Source organism: Dermabacter sp. HSID17554 (assembly GCF_003989295.1).
GTDB lineage: Bacteria > Actinomycetota > Actinomycetes > Actinomycetales > Dermabacteraceae > Dermabacter > Dermabacter vaginalis.
Genome location: NZ_RBLW01000003.1, coordinates 413,896 through 434,522, shown reverse-complemented (window position 1 = coordinate 434,522; position 20,627 = coordinate 413,896). Strand labels below are relative to the sequence as shown.

Sequence of the window (20,627 nt, the reverse complement as noted above, 5' to 3'; positions counted from 1 at the left end):
GGGTCGGCTGCGGTTTTGGGGTCCGACGGCTGCCGCGCCTTGGGCGGAGCCCCGTTCGGTAGTCTTATGTCATGAATGCACGTGTGGACTCCTCCCTTCTTTCGCCGATCACGCGGCATGCGCGCGAGGCGAGCCTGCCGTTTGAGATCGCGGGTGCAGCCGAGGCGCGCGAGAAGGCAGGGCATATTGCCCAGCAAGTTGAGGACCACCTCGCGCCGAGGATCGCCTCGCTCGAGGCGCCGTTGCTGGCTGTGGTGGGTGGCTCGACGGGTTCGGGAAAGTCCACTCTCGTGAACGCGCTCGTGGGGGAGAGCATCTCTCGAGCGGGGGCGCTGAGACCCACCACGCGCCAGCCCGTCCTCGTGCACAACCCGGCCGATAGGGAGTGGTTCGAGGGGGAGCGGATCCTGCCGTCGCTTCCGCGCGTGCACATGAGCGCCTCAAGCCCCGAGGCACGTGAGCGCGGGACGGGTTTTGGCACGGCGCTTCACCTCGTGGCGAGTGAGCGGGTTCCCCAGGGCGTTGCTCTTTTGGACGCGCCCGATATCGATTCGGTGAGTCGCGAAAACCGCGAGCTTGCCGGCCAGCTTTTGCGCGCCGCCGACCTGTGGATTTTTGTGACGACCGCCCACAGGTACGCCGATGCCGTTCCGTGGCTCGCGCTCGCGCAGGCGGCGGAGCGCGATGTCACGGTGGTCGTGGTCATGAACCGGATCCCGCACAAGGACGGCGTGGCAGAGGATCTCACCTCGCATTTGAGCGCGATGCTCGCCGAGCGCGGAGTCGTGACAGAGCGCCTGCTCGCCATACACGAACAGGAACTCGACGACGGGGAGCTCCTCGAAACAGAAGAGGTGCGAGAGCTCTCGGCGTGGCTCGGGGCACTCGCGCGTGACAAGGAGGCGCGCTCGGCGATCGCGAGGCGCACGCTGCGCGGAGCGCTCGTCGCGACCGCGCAATCGCTCGATGAGCTTGCTGAAGCCGTGGGGGCACAAGAAGAAGAGCGGGACCGGCTCGCGGCTCTCGCACGCGCGGAGTTTGATGCGGCAAAGGATTCGATCGCGAGTCTCACGCGTGACGGTGCGCTCTTGCGCGGCGAGGTGCTCGCGCGCTGGCAGGATGTCGTGGGCACCGGGGAATTCTTCAAGGGGGTGCAGGGATGGATCTCGCGCACGCGTGATCGCCTCACGGCCGCGATCACGGGTCGCACGCGTCCAATCGTTGCAGCGGAGAACGCGATTGAAACGGGCCTTGTGACCGTGGTGATTGACCATGTCGCCAATGCCCGTTCCCGCACCGTCCGCGCGTGGAATTCTCACGCCGCCGGGTCCTCCCTTCTTCAGTCGAGCCCTGGACTCGCGGTGACACTCATGCAGGTGCCCGAGGATTTCCACCGCACGGTCGAGGATCAGGTGCGGGCCTGGCAAAAGGATGTTCTCGAACTCGTTGAGGCCGAGGGCTCTGATCGTCGCACGCAAGCGCGTGTGCTGTCGCTCGGCGTGAACGTCGTGGGCATCGCACTCATGGTCGTCGTCTTCGCGTCAACCGCCTTCATGCCCACGGGTCTCGAGGTGGGCGCGGGAACGGCAACGGCGCTCGTGGGGCAGAAACTTCTCGAGTCAATCTTTGGTGATGAGGCCGTGAGGCGCCTCGCGAAGAAGGCGCGCGGAATGCTGGATTCGCGCATTGCAAATGTGGTGGATGCACAAGCTACGGCGTTCGCCAAGGCTCTTGCTGCGCAGCCCATCACCACGCCCTCGAGTGACATGAGGGCCGATGCCGAGGCCATCCGTACCCTCATTGAGAGCCTTGGTGGTCCTTCCGCTCCGCGCGCACGAGGTGATCAGCGATGAGGGCTCGATCCGTTTCGAAGGCTCGCGGCCGCCTCGACGTTGCCGTCGACGCCCTCAATGACGCAATCGCGCAAGCGGAACCGCTGCTCACTGATGCCGAGCTTGCAAGCGCGCGGGCTGCGCGTCATCGGCTCACGGAGCGTCTCGAGCACTCGAGCGAACATACCGTCATCGGGCTTTTCGGCGCGACGGGCTCGGGAAAGTCCTCGCTCGTGAACGCCATCGTCGGCGCAGATATTGCGCGCGTCGCGCACAGACGCCCCACGACCTCGAGTGCGCTCGCGGTGCTCCCGGAGCCCACCGATGAGCGGGAAGGCGATTCCGCGTCCTCACTCCTGGACTGGCTTGAGATTCACGAGCGGCACACGGTGGGGCGCGGCTCGCTTCCGCAGGGTGCAATCCTCGTGGATCTTCCCGATTTCGATTCCGTGGAGAGCGCGAACCGCGAGATCGCGGAGCGTCTTGCGGGTACGGTCGACGTGCTCGTGTGGGTCACAGACCCTGAAAAATACGCTGATGCCGTTTTGCACACCGAGTTCATTCGTCGATTCGCGCGCCATGACGCCGTCACAATCGTGGTCGTCAATCAGGCCGACCGCCTCTCGAAAGCGGATGGTGCCGCCGTGCGCTCCTCAATGAAGGCGCTTCTCGATGAGGACGGTCTCGCAAAGACAGAGGTGTTCCTCGTGAGCGCACTCGAGGGTAGCGGGCTACCCAAGCTACGCTCCGAGATTGCTTCGGTTGTCGAGTCGAAGCGCGCGATCCTCGAGCGTCTTTTCGCAGATGCGCGCGCCGAAGGGCACGCCATTGCCGAGGCGACGGGCGTGAGCATCACGCGCAAGTCGGCCGAGATTCCCTCACTTCCGCGTGAGGTCCCCGATGCCGAGGTTGATCGCCTCGAGGAGGCTTGTGCCGCCGCAGCTCAAGTGGAGAAGATTTCCGAGGCTGTGGCGAAGAGCTACCGCACGCGCGCGGGGCGGCATACGGGCTGGCCGGCACTTCGCTGGATCGGAGCGTTCAAGGTGGACCCTCTTGAGCGAATGCGCATTGGGCGCGCGAGCAACAGTCACCGCACGGGAGATTCAGGCGAGGAGTTCGTGTCGCGTTCCTCCCTCTCGATCGATGCGCCTGGTGCCCGTGCGCGCATGAATCGTGCGGTTGAGGAGTGTGCGCTGGCACTTGCAGGCGAGGCGCCACACCCATGGCCCGGCCGTCTCACCGCCGCCCTCGATGAGGAAAAAGAGAGCCTCCCCGACGAAGTCGATTACGCGCTCACCCACACGGATTTTCGAGGTGCCGAGAAGTCCTGGACGTGGCTTCCGCTCAATATCGTGCAGTGGCTCGCGTTCCTCACGGCGATCGCGGGGCTCGTGTGGTTGCTTGCGCTTGCGGGATTCGATTTCCTCCAGGTGCCGAAGCCCCCGATGCCAATGCTCGAAGGCTTGTGGGTGCCTGTGCCAGTGCCTACAGCCATGATCATCGCGGGGCTCGGGCTCGGGATACTGTTGGGGGCTCTCGCGGCGTTTCTCAATTCGCTCATCGCGGGCTCCCGCAAGCGTCGGGCTCGCCGCGCGCTGCGTTCCTCGCTCCGTGAGGCGGCCGAACGGACTGTCGTGGCACGTGCACAGAACGAGCTTGACAGGGCCGCGCGCCTTGAGGCGGCTCTGGCCGCGCTTGTGGCATCGACGTGAGTCAGCGAACCGTTGGGCTTCGGGGCACGGAACTCGTGAGCCGAATGTGCGTGCGTGAGGCCTCTCACGCTTCGTCAATGACCTTTGAGCACGCCCGGGTGCAGCGCTAAAATAGTTCATTGTCTGTGTTTGTGGCCGCTGCCCCGCGAGGGTAGCCGCCCCGGCTGCGCTCGGCGCTCGCCGGCCACTGACACCTGGGCGGCGCCGCCGCCACCACGCACTGTAAGAAAAGAGGCAATCATGGGTTCCGTGATCAAGAAGCGTCGCAAGCGCATGTCGAAGAAGAAGCACCGCAAGCTTCTTCGTAAGACCCGCCACCAGCGCCGCAACAAGAAGTAAGGCGCGGCGGGCAAGAGCCCGCGCGTGTCAAAAACTGCCGTTTTCCATTCCGGAGTGCGGCAGTTTTTGCTTGTGCTCCGTCGCCTGATCTTGAGTTGCGCCACCTGCTTTGCTTTACCGCGCCCTCCCCGGCGGCAGCGCCGTGGTGAAAAATCGACATCTGGCGGCCAAAAAGCTGCCTCCAACGCCGTTTTTCACCACTTTCGTGTTTGAGGGGGGCTGCTTGAGGGGGCTGCTTGAGGGGCTGCTTTGGGAGGGGGCCGCTTTAGGGGGGTGCTTGGGGGAGCGGGGATGGTGTCAGTTTTCCACCGAGGGCATAGGGCTTTAGTGGTCCTTAGGGGCTCCGTGCCTCATGCGACTAGCCGCGGCGGAGAAACCTCGTTGCCGCACCGAAGATCGGGTGCGGGCGCTTGAGATCACGCGTGAGGGCGGCCATCAGGTCTTTTTCTTTGACGCGGTAGACCGCCACGACTTTGCCGTCAACGGCAACAACCGGGATCTCGATCGACCAGCGTCGCGCGAGCGCGTCGTCGCTTTCGATATTGACCCTCTCGACCTTCTCGCCGGTGGCGGTTGCGACACGCTCGACGATGAGCGCCGCTTCCTCGCAGAGGTGACAACCGGGGCGTTCGAGGAGCACGATGCGCGCCCCCGAAGATGAGGAAAGGTCGGGGTCATGCGCGTTGTGGTTCATGACCCCAGCCTAAGAGATCGATGCTCAAGCCGCGGTGGGCGCGGTGAATTCGGCGTCGATCGTGATCTTCACGGTGTCGCCCACGAGCACGCCACCGGCTTCAAGCGCGGCGTTCCACGTGAGGCCGAACTCCTTGCGGGAGATCTCGGTCGTGCCCGAGAAACCTGCGCGATAGGTGCCGAACGGATCGGTCGCGGCGCCTTCGAACTCGACGTCGAGCTCGACATTCTTCGTGACGTCCTTGATCGTGAGGTCGCCCTTGAGAGTCTTACCGTCGAACGAGGTTGAGGTGAACGCCATGGCGGTGAACTGTTCCGCGTCGAAGAAGTCGGCGCTCTTGAGGTGCTGGTCGCGGTCCTCGTTGCCGGTTGTGAGCGAGGCGATCTGAATCTCGGCGCTAATGCGGGTGTCTTCGAGCGTCTCACCCACGATCATCTGGCCCGAAACCTCGTCAAACTGGCCGCGGGTTTTGGAAATGCCAGCGTGGCGAACGGTGAATGCGGCGGCGGTGTGGGAGGCATCAAGGGTCCAGGTTCCCTGCGTGAGGCCTTCGGGAAGTGCGGTCATGTGGTTCTCTCCTTTGGTTGGTAGAGCGGCGGTCCGACGGCCGCCACCCTAAAGTTGAAAACTAAACTATTGGAGCTGTGTGGCGAAGTCAAGCCCGCGACCGTGCTCGCGAGCGCCGCCCGGAGTGAGGCGGGAGACACCCTTGCGTGCACGAGCACCTCCACACGCGCATAATAGGAGGCGTTTTCATGCATTTTCCGAGAGCGTCGCGCGAAAGGAGCCGCAGGTGGTGAACGAGAACAACGGGCAGGAGGCCCCGTGGCTAGACCTCGACGAACAAAAGGCCTGGCGCACCTACCTCTTCACGACCACCCGCCTCAAAGACCGCCTCTCCCAGGCCCTTGAACAGAATCCGAGCATCGACCTCTCGCTCGCCGAGTACGAAATTCTCGTGCGCCTCAGCGAGAGCGAAAACGAAAGCGTGCGCATGTCGGAGCTTGCGCAACAGGTTGTGCACTCGCGCTCAAGACTCACCCACACGGTGGCACGCATGGAAAAGCGCGGTCTGGTCGCGCGTGAGCGTTCGGTTGCCGACGGTCGCGGGCGCATTGCCGTTCTCACCACCGCGGGCCGTGAACTCCTGGAAAAGGCGGCGCCGATCCACGTGGCAAGCGTCCGTGAGCTTCTCCTGGATCGGCTGGGCAGGGAGGATTTCCTGGCGCTTGCCCGCATCCTCGATAAGCTCGTGAGTGATGAGGACCGCGAGTGCATCGAGTTTGCTGCCGGCGAGTGACGCGAGCCGATAGGCTGGAGCGCCAAAGCTTCATGACCACCCCTTCCCACCATCGAGAGGGCTTATGACTACGACGATCGTTCACCTGGTTCGGCACGGCGAGGTGCACAACCCGGGAAAGATCCTCTACGGGCGCCTGCCGGGCTACCGGCTTTCCGAGCGCGGCGAGCAGATGGCGCGCCTCGCGGGTGAGGCACTTGCCGAGCGCGACATCGTGAAGGTCGTCGCCTCCCCGCTTCTTCGCGCGCAGCAAACGGCAAAACCTATCGCAGAGCCCCACGGGCTCGACATCGAGACCGATGAGCGTCTCACGGAGGCTCTCAACTACTTCGAAGGTCATCGAATCGGCCACGGCGAAGCGCGCTTCACGAACCCTAAGAATTGGAAGTACTTCCTCAACCCCTTCCGGCCGAGCTGGGGAGAGCGCTACCGCGATCAGGTCGACCGCGTGATGGCATCGGTGCGCGATGCCCGCCATGCAGCCGAGGGGCACGAAGCCGCGCTGGTGCTGCACCAACTCCCGATCTGGCTCACGAGGCGCGCCGCCGAGCACAAGCCCATGCTGCACGATCCGCGAAACCGCGAATGCGCCCTCGCCTCCGTGACCTCCCTCATGTTCCACGGGGAGCACCTCGACCACGTCGAATACGCCGAGCCGGCCGCCGCGCTTTACGACGGTGCCGTGGACGCGACGGGCGGGAAGCTCACATGAGCCGCTCCTTCGTGACGCGCCGCGCCGCGCTCGCGCTTCCCCTCGGGGTCCTCGGCCTCGCCGGCTGCGCGAGCACCGATACGTCCGAGCGCTACGACACCGGCTACGTAGAAGGCTCAGGCGTGAGCACCGAAGTGTCGGTGGACAAGCGCGGCGATGCCTATGACTTCACTGGCGAGACGTTTGACGGCGAGACCTTCACGCTGAGCGAGAAGCGTGGCGCACCCGTTGTGCTCAACGTGTGGTACGCCTCGTGTGCGCCGTGCCGCAAAGAAGCCCCCGACCTCGTCAAACTCCACGAGAAGTACGCGGGTGAGGGCGTGGAATTTATAGGGATCAACGTGCGCGACGAAGCCGGCCCCGCCCAGGCTTTCGAAAAGAAGTTCTCAATTCCGTACCCGTCGATTCCCGATCGCGATGGCACAATCCTCTACGCGCTTCGCGGGCAGGTATCCCCGAATGCCGTACCGTCGACTCTCGTGTTCGACAAACAGGGCCGGGTTGCCGCGCGGATCTCGGGCCTCGCCGATCCCTCAATCCTTAGCGCGATGATCGATCGGGTTCTTGCCGAATGACCGAGATCCAGCACGTGTTTGCGAGCACGGTTCTCGACGGCTCGCTTCTCCTTGCCGCGGCCGTGAGCGCGCTCGCGGGCATTGTCGCGTTCCTCTCGCCGTGCGTATTTCCAGTTGTGCCCGGCTACCTCGCCTATGTTTCGGGCATCGCCGGGCAGCGTGAAGAATCGAATAACCGCACGGGGCGACTCGCCCTCGGCGCCCTTCTTTTTGTGCTCGGTTTTACCGTGATCTTCATGGTGATGGGCGGCTTCGTGGGCGCTATCGGATACACGCTGAGCGCGCACGCGGCGTGGATCAACCGCATCGCGGGTGTTGTTGTGATCCTCATGGGCTTTTTGTTCATCGGGCTCTTCCCCCGCCTGAGCGGAGAGGTGCGGGTGAAAAAGCGCCCCGATGCAGGCCTGTGGGGAGCCCCACTCATGGGGATCATCTTCGGTTTCGGGTGGACCCCGTGCATCGGCCCCACCTTCGCTGCTGTGAGCACCCTCGCCCTTGACGGTGGCAGCGCCACGCGCGGCGCCCTTCTCGCCCTCGCCTACTCGCTCGGGCTCGGCCTGCCGTTTCTCGCGTTCGCCCTTCTGTTCGACCGCGCGCTCACGTGGTCGGCGTGGTTGAAGAGGCACCGCCGATCGATCACCGTTCTCGGCGGGGCGCTGCTCATTATCATTGGCACGCTGCTCCTCACGGGCCAGTGGGGCGAGTGGATGGCCCAGCTGGCCACCTGGACCGGTTCGTTCACCACCGTGATATGACCGGCCGAAGAGGCGAGAGAGGAGAAGCAGCGATGAAAGACCAGCAAGCGTCGGAAAACCCGGAGCCCGCGCACGAGCGCGCCTACGAAGGCGCGAGCGCTCCTACGATGCCCCGCCTCGGTGTGCGCGGCACACTCCGCTTCCTGTGGCGCCAGCTCACGAGCATGAATACCGCGCTCGTGCTCTTGCTTTTGCTCGCGGTGGCGGCCGTTCCCGGATCGCTCCTTCCGCAGCGCTCAGTGAACCCGGCGAAAACGGAGCAGTTTCTTGCCGACAACGGTTGGTGGGGCGAGCTACTCGACTGGGCCGGTTTCTTCGAGGTGTTTACCTCGCCGTGGTTCAGCGCGATCTACCTGCTGCTATTCATATCCCTCGTGGGCTGCGTGGTTCCGCGCTGCATCACCTACGCACGTCAAGTCGTCGCGAAGCCGCCGCGCACGCCGCGCCGGCTGCAGCGGTTCACGGGATACACGAGCCGACCGCTCGCGGACACGGTACCGAAGGACATCCAGCACAGGGCTGCGAGGCATCTCAAGAAGGCTGGTTATCGGGTGCGGACCCTCGAGGAGGGCTCGGGCGCTCTGAGCGTCAGCGCCGAACGCGGTTACCTGCGTGAAGCCGGCAACCTCGTGTTCCATCTTGCCCTTCTCGGTGTGCTCCTTGGCGTGGGGCTCGGGTATTTGACCTCGTACCGCGGGCAGATCACTGTCGTTGAAGGGGAGGGGTTTGCGAACTCCCTTACGAGTTACGACTACTTCGAACCAGGCGCGTGGTTCGACCCGGATCAATTGCCGCCGTTCCGCTTCACGCTCGACGAATTCCGTGCGGAATTCTCGACCGACTCCTCGAACCCGAAAGCATTTGGCCTTCCCACCAAGTTCGAAGCAGACCTTACGGTTGATGCGCCGGGGCGCGAAACCTCCACGCAGCGAGTGCGCGTGAACGAGCCACTCGAGGTCGACGGCGCGAGCGCCTTCCTGCTTGGCAACGGATACGCCCCCATCATCACGGTGCGCGACCCAGAGGGACACGTGGTGGCCGACGGCCCTGTGCGCACGGTCGCGAACGACAAGAACTACACCGGCCAGCTCGTGCTCAAGATGCCCGATGCCTCCCCGAAACAGATGGCGCTCGTCGGGATTTTCGCGCCCACCGCGGTGATCGATGAGCGCGGCCCGCATTCGAGATATGCGGGTCTCGTGAACCCGAAGCTTTTCGTCACGGCACACACGGGAGACCTGGGGCTTGATGAAGGGGTGCCCACGAATGCGTATCAGATCGATGTCTCCACGCTCGACCAGGTGACGGACTCGCGGGGAAAGCCCCTGCTCATGACCCTCGCGCCGGGCGAGAAATTCGATCTCCCCGACGGCTCAAGTATCGAGTTTCGCGATATCAAGCGCTATGCTGCTTTTGACGTGAAGCACGACCCCTGGCAGGGGTTCACGCTCGTGATGGCGCTTGTTTCGGCAGCCGGTCTTATGCTTTCGCTTTTCATCCCGCGCCGCCGCATGTGGGTGCGTGCCACCCCGTCTGGCGAAGGCTCCGAGATTGAGGTCGCGGGACTCGCGCGAAGCGAAGATTTCGCCCTCGCCGACGACGTGACGCGCCTCGCTGATCGCCTCGCGCCTACACCAGCCTCCGCCGACCTACGAGAATGAGGACCGGAAAGTGAATCTCCAAGAGCTCGCCGCGGCATCGGATTTTTTCATTTTGCTCGCGATGGTCGTGTACATGATGGCCTTCGTCGCCTTCGCGGTCGACATCGCGAAGGCCGTGAGGGTGCGTTCGGATCTGCGCCTCGAAAAAAAGGTGCGCAAGCGTGAACTGGCAACCGTCGGCGCTCCCGCAGATCCCGATTCCGCGAGCGCGGCACGTCCCGTAGAGCCTGATCTCTCCGAAAACGCGAGCGGGGCCGCTGTGCCGGAGAACAGGGGCGGCATGAGCCCGCTGTCCTTTGCGCTCGGTGCCGCCGGAATCGCGACCGCGTTCCAGCTGCTTGGCGTCGTCGCGCGCGGTGTGGCGACCCAGCGCGTGCCGTGGGGCAACATGTACGAATTCTCAATGACGGGCGCCGCGGTCATCATGGCGGTGTTCCTGCTGCTCACTTTGCGCGTGCGAGACATGCGCAGGCTCGGGCTCTTTGTGCTCACCCCCGTACTGTTCATCATGGTCATCGCGTACACCTCGTGGTACCTGCCTGCCGCGCAGCTCACTCCGAGCCTTCAGAACTCGCCGTGGCTCGTGATCCACGTGATCGTCGCGGTGCTCTCGATGTCGCTCTTTTCCCTCTCGGCGGTCGTGGCCGTTCTCCAGCTCCTCCAGCACGCGCGGGAAAGCCGGCTTGAGGCGGGGGAGAAGCCTCGCTTCGCGCTCCTTGATCGAATTCTCGACCACCTGCCTTCGGCGAAACGCCTCGAGCAGATCGCGTTCCAGACGACGGCCGTGGGCTTTGTGATGTGGACCTTCACGCTCATCTTCGGTGCGATCTGGGCGAATTATGCGTGGGGCCGATACTGGAACTGGGATCCGAAGGAAACGTGGACGTTCATCATCTGGGTCGTCTATGCCGCCTACCTCCACGCGCGCGCCACGGTGGGCTTTCGCGGAAAGGTCGCGGCCTACTTCTGCATCGCCGGCTTCGTGTGCGTGATCTTCAATTACACGATCGTGAACACGGTCATCAATAGCCTCCACTCGTACTCGGGTCTCTAAAGGATGGAGCGGCACCCGGAAGTTTTTCGCAAGAGAGGTTCGGCGCGCGCCGTGCAGTGGGAGCGTGCGGGGCTTGAGTGGCTCGCCTCGGCGTCCGCTCACGGCGGTGCTCGGGTGGTGGGGATCCTGGCTTCCGACGCCTCCCAGCTGTGCCTCGAGCAGATTTCGCCGGTCGCACCGAGTGCGCAATCGGCGCGGGAATTCGGTGCGGCCCTTGCCGTGACCCACAGTGCCGGCACCGGGCGCGAGAGCGAGGCGGGGCGCAGGAGCTTCGGGCTCGGCCCAATCGATGCCTCCGGTACCGCTTTTGAAGGCGATGGTTTCCAGGGGCCGGCGGGTGAGCAATTGCCGCTTCCGCTCGCGCGCGAAGGTGAGTTCACGTCATGGGGCGCGATGTTCGGGGATCTCCGGCTCGCCCCACTCGTGCGGGCTTCGGGAGATCTCTTCGACGCGGATGACCGTGCCCTCTTCAGCCGCCTCGTCTCGCGGCTTCGAGACGGCGTATTCGATGATGATGACCCTCCTGCGCGCGTCCACGGAGACCTGTGGGCCGGCAACGTGCTTTTCGATGCTCACGGCGCCGTGCTGATCGACCCCACCGCCTATTCGGGGCACCGGCTCGATGATCTCGCGGCACTCACCCTCTTCGGCGCGCCCCACCTCGCGCACATGTTCGAGGGGTACAAGTCGGCGCACTCCCTCACTCAAGAGTGGCGCGAGCTGATCCCGCTTCACTCGCTGCACCTCGTGCTCTTGCACGCCACACTTTTCGGCGGCGGCTACGCCCGCGAGGCGCTCGGGATCGCCAGGCGTTACGTCTAAAATTGAAAATCGCTTCTGCACAATCGTCGGTTCGGAGGAACCTCGTGATCAACACCGCCGTGATCCTCGCCCGCGGCCTCGGCACACGCATGCGTGCCGAAGGCCAAAGCTCATCCCTGACCGCGGGCCAAGCCGCGGCCGCGAGCCTCGGCTACAAGGCGCTCATGCCGATCGGTGCGCATCGTCTCATCGACTATTCGCTGAGCGCTCTCGCCGATGCGGGAGTCACGAGGGCCGTGGTTGTCGTCGCGCCCGAGCATGAAGCGTTCAAAACGCACGTGCGCGAACTCGCCCCCAGCCGCCTGCGCATCGAGTTTGCGGTCCAGGACGAGGCACTCGGCACGGCGAACGCCCTCGCGAGCGCCGAGATGGCCGTGGGGGAGGAGCCGTTCCTCATGGTGAACGGCGATAACCTCTATCCGCTCGAGGCCCTCGAAGCGATGACGCACGTGTCGGGAAATGCGATCGCGGGCTTTGAGCGTTCCTCACTCGTCGCACAGAGCAACATTCCCGCAGAGCGCATCGCGGCATTCGCGCTCATCCGGCACGCCGACAACCGCCTGATCGGCATGATTGAGAAACCGTCGGAAGCCGAACTGGCCGAGTACGGCGAGAGCGCACCCGTGTCCATGAATCTTTTTGCCTTCGAGCCGACCGTGTTCGAAGCATGCCGCACGATCAAGCCGTCGGCGCGTGGGGAGTACGAGATTGTTGATGCCGTTCTCGCGCTCGAAAACGTGCAGGTTGTGCCCGTTTCAGGCGGGGTGCTCGATCTTTCGCGCCGGGATGATATCGCCGATGTCGAAAGTCGCGTCGCGCACGTGAGCGTGCGCCTGTGAGGGGCTGGCGCGTTCCGGGCCGCATCGAAGTGCTCGGTAAACACACTGACTATGCGGGCGGCCAGGTGCTCGTGTCGGCGGTGGGGAGGGCCGTGACGGTGCGTGGGCAACAAAAGTCCGACGCCTCCTCGCCCTTCTCGATTCGCACGTCTTTGAACGGTGAACGAGCCGAGCTCGTGCCGCTTCGCGATCCGCGCTTGCCGAACGGGCACTGGGGGCATTACGTCCAAACCGTCCTCGACCGACTCACCACGAACTTCGGTCCTCTCGCTTCGGCTGAGTTGACGATCGAATCAGACCTGCCACCGGCCTCGGGCATGAGCAGCTCCTCGGCGGTGCTGACCGCCGTTGCCCTCACTCTCGCGGATCTCAACGATCTCCCGTCGCGTGAAGAGTGGCAAAGAACCATCGCGAACCGCGTGGATCTCGCGGGCTACGCCGCCTCGATTGAGAATGGCAAGCGATTCAAGAACTTCGCAGGTCTCACGGGCGTGGGCACCTCGGGTGGCTCGCTCGATCACACGGGCATGCTCGCCACCACAGAGGGCTCCCTCAGCCACGTGGTATTTGATCCCCCAACGGTTCTTGGCACTGCCTCGCTTCCGGGCGATCTTACGTTCGTGGTGGCCGTGAGCGGGGTGCTCGCCGAGAAGACGGGTGCGGCGCGCGAGGCGTACAACCGTGGGCCCGCCGCCCTTGGAGCTGTGCTTGAGGCGTGGAACGCACACACGGGGCGCGAGGACTCATCGCTCCACCGAGTCGTGCGCGAACTTACCGGTGTCACCGATCCCGCACAGCCGGTGGAGCGATCTTCGCGCGAGCTCGACGCGCTTCGGCGCGTCGCTCCCGAGGGGTATGCGAGCGCGAGGCTTGAGCAGTTCATTGAGGAATCCGAGGTGCTCGTGCCCGCGGCTGCGAGCGCGCTCGGCAGCGGTGATCTCGAGGCGTTCTCGTCGATCGTTGCCCGCTCTCAGGATCTCGCTGAACGCAAGCTCGGCAATCAAATCTCCGAAACCATCGACCTTGCGCACTTTGCCCGCGCCCTCGGTGCGCGCGCCGCCTCGGCTTTCGGGGCAGGCTTTGGCGGCAGCGTGTGGGCGCTCGTTCCCCGAGGCGACGCCGAGGAATTCGCGAAGCAGTGGAAACGCGACTACGAGGCGAAATATCCGCTGCGCGAAGCGACTACGCTCGTATCGGATCCTGGTAGTCCTGCGGAACGCCTCGAGTTTTAGCGACGAGCGCCGTCGTCGTCGGGGCCTTCGAGATCGCCGGTGCGCTTATCTTCGGGGCGCTCATAGTCGCGAACGGTGTAGTCGCGCGGCCCCTTCCCGGGCGTAATCGAGGAATCGTCCCTCGGTGCGGGTGTGCGTGGCGGCGCCGGGCGTGGCCCGGTCGACGCCGTGGAGCTGCCGCCGCCGGCCCCCTCTCGCTTCTTGCGGCGCATTTCGTCCTGAATCTGCTCGCGGCGGCGTGCACGATTCTCCTGATCGAGTTTCGCGAGGAAGGCCGGGTCGTCGTCCGGAGCGATCGGTCGCTGCGGCCCGCGCGCGCGTGAATTTCGGGGCGAGCGCGGCTCGGAGCCGTTGCTCTTGCCAAGAAGAAGCCACAGGAACGAGCCGAGGAACGGAACGAACACGATCACGAGGATCCACCCGATTTTCGGAAGCACCTTCGCGCGCGACTCGGGGGTGTTCGCCACATCGGCGAGGGCGTATACCGTGAGGGCAACGTAGGCGAGGACCAGGATCAAGCGAGGCATGTCGGTCATTCTTTCATGACGGGGGATAATGGGGACAATGCGAAACTACGTGCTTTACTCGATCATCCGCCTTGCCCTCTTTGCGGGGGTGTGGGCGCTCCTGTACTTCCTCATGCCCGGCGTGCACTGGTTCTTCACCGGTATCCTGGCCGCCGTGATCGCGATGCTCATCTCGATCCTCGCACTCGGCAAGCTCCGCCAGGGCGTTGCGGCGAACCTCAAGCATTCGGTCGATGCACGCCGCGATAAGCGACGCGACCTGAAGACCGAAGCGGAGCTCGACGCCGAAGCGGAGGATTCCCTCCTCGACCGCGGCGAGTAGAGCATCAGCTGAGCCATCCGGCGCATAGCCCTCTAGAAAAGCATGGTGCTCAGTGCGAAGCCCGCGAGCATCAGAAGAGAAGCGACGAGCTCAAGCTTGCCTGTCGCCGCGAGCACGGGAATCAGGTCGCGTCCCCCAGCACGCTGTTCAATCACGCGCCGCACCGGTGCCATCGCAAGGGGAAGCGCGAGGAACGTGAGCGCCACGAGTGGAGCGTGCGGAACCACGGGAATCAGCAAAAGGAACGGCACGAGGATCATCGCCGCATACAGCAGGCGCGTCGCACCGTCGCCGAGCCGAACAGCAAGTGTGCGCTTGCCGGAGACGCGGTCGGAGGGGATGTCGCGAAGGTTGTTCGTGAGCATCACCGCGCACGCCCATAGTCCGATGGCGCTCGCGACGAGCAGATCACTCAGTCCAGAGTGCCCCGAGAGCAGGTAGCTCGTGCCCATGACCGCGACGAGCCCGAAGAAGACAAACACCATGACCTCGCCGAGGCCCATGTAGCCGTAGGGATGTTTCCCGCCCGTGTAGAACCACGCGGCAAGAATGCACACGACGCCCACGAGAATCATCCACCAGGCGCCCGCGAGAATCACGAGCACGAGGCCCGCGAGGCCGCCCACCCCAAACGATGTGAAAGCGGCGCGTTTCACCGCGCTCGGTTTCGCCGCTCCCGAACCGGTGAGGCGGAACGGGCCAACGCGGTCATCATCGGTGCCGCGGATACCGTCGGAATAATCATTCGCGTAATTGACGCCCACCTGCAGGGCGAGCGCGAGCACGAGCGCGAGTAAAGCCCGCGGTACCGTGACGCCCGCCTGGTAACCCGCGTGCATGAGAGCGAGGCCCGTGCCCGCGGCGACCGGGGCGATTGCTGCGGGAAGCGTGCGGGGCCGTGCCCCCGAGATCCATTGCGCTGCGCTTGCCATCTACTCGTTCTCTTCGTCGCCGGGGCCGCCGAACTCGAGCTCGTGGTGCCCGCCGTCGCTGAAGCGCGTCCCGAGGCTCTTCGCGTAGTCGAACGCCTCGATGTTCAAGAGCGCCTCTCGTGCGAGCTCTGCGGCGGCTTTTCGGTCGACCTTGCCGCTTTCGAGGCGGGGGAGGGCGCCGGTCGTGAGAATCGCGCGAGGAATCTCATGGCGCGCGAAGCCCGCCTCCGTCAGGGCGGTCGCGACCGTGAGCTGCGTCTGGAGATCCGCCGTCCACGTTTGCGTCGGCATCGCACCTTCCACGCGAGGAACGGTCAGGGCGACTGCTTGCTCGCCCCATTCGTTCGACTCGACGGGAACGATGAGAACTTCGCCGAACTCACCCGTATCCGCGAGGGTGCGTTCAAGGGCCTGCGGCACGATCTTGCGTCCGCCTGAGATGATCACGTCGTCGGCGCGACCGAGCACCGTGAGACGAGTGAGCCCAGTGGCCTCGTCGCGCGTGAGACGCGCGAGATCGCTCGTGCGCAAGAGCCGCGTTGCGGCGAGCTCTGGTGTGGAAAAGAAACGACGGCGCGTATCGGCATCGTTGCCATCGACATTCGTGAACGCCCCCGTCTCGTAGATGTAGCCGAGCGCAATCGATGGCCCGGTGATCATGAGCTGATCCTCATCGTTGACCTTGAGTTCGACCCCCTGGAGGGGGAGACCGTTGTAGACGCAGCCACCGGCGGTCTCACTCGAGCCGTACGTCGTGACGATTCGCGCGCCGAGCTTTCGCGCGCGATCGAGGAGTGCGGGCGCAGTCGCGGCGCCGCCCACGAGGATCGCCTCAAAACGGGAGAGGGCGCGCGCGATCTCGGCGTCTCCCGCTTCTGCCGCGCTCACGATTCGTTCAAGCTGCGTGGGAACGAAGGAAGTGTAAAGCGGCAGATCAGCGAGGGCCTCATCGCTGCGGACACGTGCGTCCCAGCGCTCCATCGCACCCGTCAGCACCGCCGCATCGAAATGGCTTGACAGGTCCACAAGAGGCGCGAGTGCGCCAGGAAGAGCATCGTGATCGTCGAGTCCCAGAAGCGTGCTTGCCACGCAGGCCCGAGCGATGACCTGTATGCCCGCAATGTGCGTGGGCGGCAGAAATAGCATCCACGCGCCGTGTGAGCCAAACTCGTAGGCCGTCGCATGAATCGACGCCTTGAGGCTCTGCACTGAATGCGCGACCGACTTCGGCGTGCCCGTCGAACCCGAGGTCGGCACGACGAGGGCGATCTCGCTCGGATCAGGCTCGCTTACGCCCGCGTTGGAGCGTGTGCACGTGCAGCCTGCACACGCACTTTCTCGCGGCTTGCCGCACTCGAGCGCACCGATGAGCTCCGGGCGCTTATGGGCGCCGAGCCACACGCGCGCGGTGCCCGCGAGGGCCTCCCCAATCGCACGGGCATACTCCACTTGCGACGCGACGGTTCCGTCGAACGGGCCGGGCGCCAGCCACGGCAACGACTCGCGCTCAGGTGCGCCTTGGGTGCTCACGCGGGCTCCTTTCTGTCAAAGATCCTTTTCCGACGTTTGCCGGTGAAGCGTCTGAACCCTAACCCTGCGGGTGGGGAAAGGCCGACCAATCGGGATCGCGCCTTTCGAGGAAGGCATCGCGCCCTTCAACCGCTTCGTCGGTCATGTAGGCAAGGCGGGTGGCCTCGCCCGCGAAAACCTGTTGGCCCATGAGGCCGTCGTCGGCGAGGTTGAAGGCGAACTTGAGCATGCGGATCGCCTGCGGGGACTTCGTGCCGATCACGCGTGCCATGCGCAGGGCCTCGTTTTCGAGTTCCTCGTGGGGCACGACGCGGTTGACAGCACCCCAGTTGTAGGCCTCCTCCGCCGAATACTCCTCGGCGAGGAAGAAGATTTCTCGCGCGCGCTTTTGCCCGACTTGTTTCGCGAGGTACGCGCTTCCGTAGCCGCCGTCGAAGCTGCCCACGTTCGCATCGGTCTGCTTAAAGCGCGCATGCTCTCGGCTCGCGATCGAAAGGTCGGCAACGACGTGCAGAGAGTGACCACCGCCGGCGGCCCAGCCGTTGACCGCAGCGATCACGACCTTGCCCATTGTGCGAATGAGGCGCTGGACTTCGAGGATGTGGAGGCGGCCTGTGCTTTCCGGTCGGATCGATTCGGCCGTGTCGCCGTCGGCATAGCGGTACCCGCTGCGCGAGCGGATCCGCTGATCCCCGCCCGAGCAAAACGCCCACACGCCGTCCTTCGGGGCGGGGCCGTTGCCCGTGAGAATGATGACGCCAACCCCGGGGTCGAGGCGCGCGTGATCGAGCGCGCGGTAGAGCTCATCCACCGTGTGGGGGCGAAAGGCATTGCGTACCTCGGGGCGATCGAAGGCGATGCGCACGGCATTGAGGTCACGCGTGAGAGCCTCGCCGCGCTCATCGCGCGTGCGTTCAACCGCGCGATGGTAGGTGATGTCCGTGAAGGGAGCGGAGCCGAGTTCCTCCTCGGTGATGTCGCGCCAACGATCGGGATCGAACGTCGCCGATACGGGAGAAGGGAGGGGTGCTGCTGTCATGTTTTCAAGCTTAAAGGTTCGTGTGAAAAGCACGCCGTCTCGAGCCCAGAACGGTCAAGGGGCCCGTCAAAAATGAGGCGTAGACTACATTGTGCAATCGGCATTGGCGCATGAGTGGCCTGCCGCCCTGCGTCGTGTCGCCCCACTAGTGCAAGTCCCAGTTATGGGCAGGGAGAGACATGAGCTCCGCACACGAATGGCCGAACGAGCCATCCCATCCACTCACCGCTGAAGAAGCTCATCAGATCAACTCGTGGTGGCGCGCCGCGAATTACCTTTCGGTGGGCCAGATCTACCTCATGAACAATCCGCTCCTGCGCGAGCCACTCTCGCGCGATGACGTGAAGCCGCGCCTGCTGGGCCACTGGGGCACAACCCCGGGCCTCACGTTCCTGTACGCGCACGCCAACCGCGCGATTAAACAGCGCGGCCTCAACGCGTTCTACGTGACCGGTCCGGGCCACGGCGGCCCCGGTCTTGTGGCCGCGAGCTACCTCGAAGGCACGTACACCGAGACCTACCCCGCGATCACGAAGGACGAGCGCGGTCTCAAGAAGCTGTTCACGCAGTTCTCCTTCCCGGGCGGCATCCCTTCGCACGTCGCCCCCGAAACCCCCGGTTCAATCCATGAAGGCGGCGAGCTCGGCTACGCCCTGTCGCACGCCTACGGCGCCGTTCTCGACAATCCCGACCAGATTGCGTTCACCGTCGTGGGCGACGGCGAAGCAGAGACCGGTCCGCTCGCGACGAGCTGGCACTCGAACAAGTTCCTCAACCCGAAGAACGATGGCGTTGTGCTCCCGATTCTGCACCTCAACGGGTACAAGATCGCGAACCCCACCGTTCTCGCACGCATTAGCGACGACGAGCTGCGTTCACTCATGGTCGGCTACGGCCACACGCCGTTCTTCTTCGAAGGGGGCTTCGACGACGAGCCGATCGAGGAAACCCACAAGCGTTTCGCTGCGGTGCTCGACGAGGTGCTCGACATGATCGCCGACATCAAGAAGCGCGCCGCCGAGGGCGACATCGAGCGCCCCCTGTGGCCGATGATCGTGTTCCGTACCCCGAAGGGCTGGACCGGCCCGAAGGAAATCGACGGCAAGAAGACCGAGGGCTCGTGGCGCAGCCACCAGGTGCCGCTCGCGAGCGCACGCGACACCGACGAGCACTTGAACGACCTGCGCGAATGGCTCGAGTCGTACAACATCGATGAACTTGTGAACGAGGATGGCGCCTTCATCGATGAGATCGTCGATGCGGCACCCGCGGGGGACAAGCGCATGAGCGCGAACCCCATCACCAACGGCGGCGAGGTCCTCCACGACCTCGTGCTCCCCGACTTCCGCGAGTACGGCGTCGACGTTCCCCACCACGGCGGCACGAACGCCGAAGCGACCCGCGTGCTCGGCACGTGGCTTCGCGACGTGGTGAAGAACAACATGCACAATTTCCGCGTGTTCGGCCCCGATGAAACCGCTTCGAACCGCCTCCAGGCGATCTACGAGGTTTCGGGAAAGCAGTGGAATGGCGAGTTCGAGGAGCATGATGCCGCTGAGAATCTCGCGCAAGAAGGCCGCGTCATGGAGATGCTCTCCGAGCATCAGATGCAGGGCTGGCTCGAGGGCTACCTGCTCACGGGCCGCCACGGCCTGTTCTCGAGCTACGAGGCGTTCATTCACATCGTCGATTCGATGGTGAACCAGCACGCCAAGTGGCTCAAGGTCACGAATGAGATCGAATGGCGCCGCCCCATCGCTTCACTCAACTACCTTCTGAGTTCGCACGTGTGGCGTCAGGACCACAACGGCTTTAGCCACCAGGATCCGGGCTTCATCGACCACGTGGTGAACAAAAAGAGCGAAGTCGTGCGCGTGTACCTTCCGCCGGATGCGAACACGCTCCTGTCGACCTACGATCACTGCTTGCGTTCGCGCCAGTACATCAACGTGGTCGTTGCCGGCAAGCAACCGAACCCGAACTGGCTCACGATGGACGAGGCGATCGTGCACTGCACGCGCGGTATCGGCATTTGGGAGTGGGCAGGAACCGAGGTGGATGGCGAAGGCGTGGACGTTGTGCTCGGCTGCGCCGGCGACATCCCGACGATCGAGACCCTCGCGGCGGCGAAGATTCTCCGCGAGGAGATCCCCGAGCTGCGCGTGCGCGTCGTGAACGTCGTGGATCTCATGCGTCTCCAGCACGAGCGCGAGCACCCGCACGGTCTTTCCGAGAAGGACTTCGACGGTCTCTTCGGCAAGGACATTCCGGTCGTGTTTGCGTACCACGGCTACCCGTGGCTCATTCACCGTCTCGCGTACCGTCACGACCCGAACGCGCGCATTCACGTGCGCGGGTACAAGGAAGAGGGCACGACAACCACGCCGTTCGACATGCTCATGCGTAACGACATCGACCGCTTCCACCTTGTGATGGACGTGATCGACCACGTCGATTCGCTCGGCACGCGTTACGCGGGCCTGCGCCAGCGCATGGCGGATGAACGCATCCGCGCCCGCCAGTACGCGTTCACCCATGGCGCGGACATTCCCGAGGTCGCGAACTGGGTGTGGGACGATGAGCAGCACGATGCGGCGATCGCGAGCGAGGCCGTGAACGTGACGGGTGGCGACAACGAGTAGTCCCTCCCTTATCCCGTGGATTACATAGGGGTTGTGGGGGTTTGCGAGGGGTGAGACCTCGCGGATAACCCCCACAACTCTTATGCAATTCGGTTCTATGCAGTTCGG

Annotated in this window: 20 protein-coding genes; 14 read left to right on the top strand and 6 right to left on the bottom strand. The window is 64.4% G+C overall.

Annotation, left to right across the window (positions count from 1 at the left end; all coding sequences use genetic code 11):
• The first annotated feature begins 71 nt into the window (after positions 1 to 71).
• From D8M36_RS07650 to D8M36_RS07640, 3 genes are all read left to right on the top strand, one after another.
• Positions 72 to 1,853 (top strand): dynamin family protein, encoded by a 1,782-nt coding sequence (locus D8M36_RS07650; protein WP_065247334.1) that lies wholly within the window; start codon positions 72 to 74, stop codon positions 1,851 to 1,853.
• Positions 1,850 to 3,544: a GTPase family protein gene (locus D8M36_RS07645; RefSeq protein ID WP_126847929.1), complete on the top strand. Its 1,695-nt coding sequence runs from the start codon at positions 1,850 to 1,852 to the stop codon at positions 3,542 to 3,544. The genes D8M36_RS07650 and D8M36_RS07645 overlap by 4 nt, the downstream gene beginning before the upstream one ends.
• A gap of 240 nt (positions 3,545 to 3,784) precedes the next feature.
• Positions 3,785 to 3,883 carry a 30S ribosomal protein bS22 gene (locus D8M36_RS07640; RefSeq protein ID WP_005504750.1) on the top strand — a complete coding sequence of 33 codons (99 nt, stop codon included), beginning with the start codon at positions 3,785 to 3,787 and terminating at the stop codon, positions 3,881 to 3,883.
• A 358-nt stretch (positions 3,884 to 4,241) separates the two neighbouring features.
• Here D8M36_RS07640 and D8M36_RS07635 read toward each other — a convergent pair whose 3' ends face one another.
• On the bottom strand, positions 4,242 to 4,577 hold the full coding sequence (locus D8M36_RS07635) for a glutaredoxin family protein (RefSeq protein WP_074297738.1): 336 nt from the start codon (positions 4,575 to 4,577) through the stop codon (positions 4,242 to 4,244).
• Positions 4,578 to 4,601: 24 nt separating this feature from the next.
• Complete coding sequence (locus D8M36_RS07630) at positions 4,602 to 5,144, bottom strand: YceI family protein (protein WP_065247337.1); 543 nt, start codon at positions 5,142 to 5,144, stop codon at positions 4,602 to 4,604.
• A 229-nt stretch (positions 5,145 to 5,373) separates the two neighbouring features.
• Between D8M36_RS07630 and D8M36_RS07625 the strand changes: the two genes are divergently transcribed.
• From D8M36_RS07625 to D8M36_RS07585, 9 genes are all read left to right on the top strand, one after another.
• Positions 5,374 to 5,877, top strand: a complete 504-nt coding sequence (locus D8M36_RS07625) for a MarR family winged helix-turn-helix transcriptional regulator (protein ID WP_074297875.1) — start codon at positions 5,374 to 5,376, stop codon at positions 5,875 to 5,877.
• Positions 5,878 to 5,941: 64 nt separating this feature from the next.
• Positions 5,942 to 6,589, top strand: coding sequence for a histidine phosphatase family protein (locus tag D8M36_RS07620; protein WP_074297736.1), 648 nt, complete (start codon positions 5,942 to 5,944; stop codon positions 6,587 to 6,589).
• A complete protein-coding gene (locus D8M36_RS07615) occupies positions 6,586 to 7,164 on the top strand; it encodes a TlpA family protein disulfide reductase (RefSeq protein ID WP_074297734.1) in 579 nt (192 codons plus the stop codon). The genes D8M36_RS07620 and D8M36_RS07615 overlap by 4 nt, the downstream gene beginning before the upstream one ends.
• Before the next feature lie 5 nt (positions 7,165 to 7,169).
• The gene (locus tag D8M36_RS07610; RefSeq protein ID WP_153246513.1) at positions 7,170 to 7,919 is read left to right on the top strand and encodes a cytochrome c biogenesis CcdA family protein; all 750 of its coding nucleotides are present in this window, start codon (positions 7,170 to 7,172) and stop codon (positions 7,917 to 7,919) included.
• Positions 7,920 to 7,951: 32 nt separating this feature from the next.
• Positions 7,952 to 9,580, top strand: coding sequence for a cytochrome c biogenesis protein ResB (gene resB, locus D8M36_RS07605; protein ID WP_074297730.1), 1,629 nt, complete (start codon positions 7,952 to 7,954; stop codon positions 9,578 to 9,580).
• A gap of 10 nt (positions 9,581 to 9,590) precedes the next feature.
• A complete protein-coding gene (gene ccsB, locus D8M36_RS07600) occupies positions 9,591 to 10,634 on the top strand; it encodes a c-type cytochrome biogenesis protein CcsB (protein WP_074297728.1) in 1,044 nt (347 codons plus the stop codon).
• 51 nt (positions 10,635 to 10,685) lie between these two features.
• Positions 10,686 to 11,456 carry a fructosamine kinase family protein gene (locus D8M36_RS07595; RefSeq protein WP_238638418.1) on the top strand — a complete coding sequence of 257 codons (771 nt, stop codon included), beginning with the start codon at positions 10,686 to 10,688 and terminating at the stop codon, positions 11,454 to 11,456.
• A gap of 44 nt (positions 11,457 to 11,500) precedes the next feature.
• Positions 11,501 to 12,295 carry a nucleotidyltransferase family protein gene (locus D8M36_RS07590; protein WP_074297724.1) on the top strand — a complete coding sequence of 265 codons (795 nt, stop codon included), beginning with the start codon at positions 11,501 to 11,503 and terminating at the stop codon, positions 12,293 to 12,295.
• A complete protein-coding gene (locus D8M36_RS07585; RefSeq protein WP_074297721.1) occupies positions 12,292 to 13,527 on the top strand; it encodes a GHMP family kinase ATP-binding protein in 1,236 nt (411 codons plus the stop codon). The genes D8M36_RS07590 and D8M36_RS07585 overlap by 4 nt, the downstream gene beginning before the upstream one ends.
• Here the strand turns inward: D8M36_RS07585 and D8M36_RS07580 are convergent.
• On the bottom strand, positions 13,524 to 14,054 hold the full coding sequence (locus D8M36_RS07580; protein ID WP_126847926.1) for a PLD nuclease N-terminal domain-containing protein: 531 nt from the start codon (positions 14,052 to 14,054) through the stop codon (positions 13,524 to 13,526). The two genes, D8M36_RS07585 and D8M36_RS07580, sit on opposite strands and share 4 nt — an antisense overlap.
• 37 nt (positions 14,055 to 14,091) lie before the next feature.
• Between D8M36_RS07580 and D8M36_RS07575 the strand changes: the two genes are divergently transcribed.
• Positions 14,092 to 14,376, top strand: coding sequence for a DUF4229 domain-containing protein (locus D8M36_RS07575; protein WP_161970231.1), 285 nt, complete (start codon positions 14,092 to 14,094; stop codon positions 14,374 to 14,376).
• Between the two features lie 32 nt (positions 14,377 to 14,408).
• Here D8M36_RS07575 and D8M36_RS07570 read toward each other — a convergent pair whose 3' ends face one another.
• The 3 genes from D8M36_RS07570 to D8M36_RS07560 are packed head-to-tail and all read right to left on the bottom strand — an operon-like array spanning position 14,409 to position 17,877.
• Complete coding sequence (locus D8M36_RS07570; protein WP_074297715.1) at positions 14,409 to 15,308, bottom strand: 1,4-dihydroxy-2-naphthoate polyprenyltransferase; 900 nt, start codon at positions 15,306 to 15,308, stop codon at positions 14,409 to 14,411.
• On the bottom strand, positions 15,309 to 16,838 hold the full coding sequence (locus D8M36_RS07565) for an AMP-binding protein (protein WP_126847922.1): 1,530 nt from the start codon (positions 16,836 to 16,838) through the stop codon (positions 15,309 to 15,311). It lies immediately after the preceding gene.
• A gap of 58 nt (positions 16,839 to 16,896) precedes the next feature.
• Positions 16,897 to 17,877: a 1,4-dihydroxy-2-naphthoyl-CoA synthase gene (locus tag D8M36_RS07560; protein ID WP_074297873.1), complete on the bottom strand. Its 981-nt coding sequence runs from the start codon at positions 17,875 to 17,877 to the stop codon at positions 16,897 to 16,899.
• Between the two features lie 179 nt (positions 17,878 to 18,056).
• Between D8M36_RS07560 and D8M36_RS07555 the strand changes: the two genes are divergently transcribed.
• The gene (locus D8M36_RS07555) at positions 18,057 to 20,519 is read left to right on the top strand and encodes a phosphoketolase family protein (protein WP_074297711.1); all 2,463 of its coding nucleotides are present in this window, start codon (positions 18,057 to 18,059) and stop codon (positions 20,517 to 20,519) included.
• Positions 20,520 to 20,627: the final 108 nt, after the last annotated feature.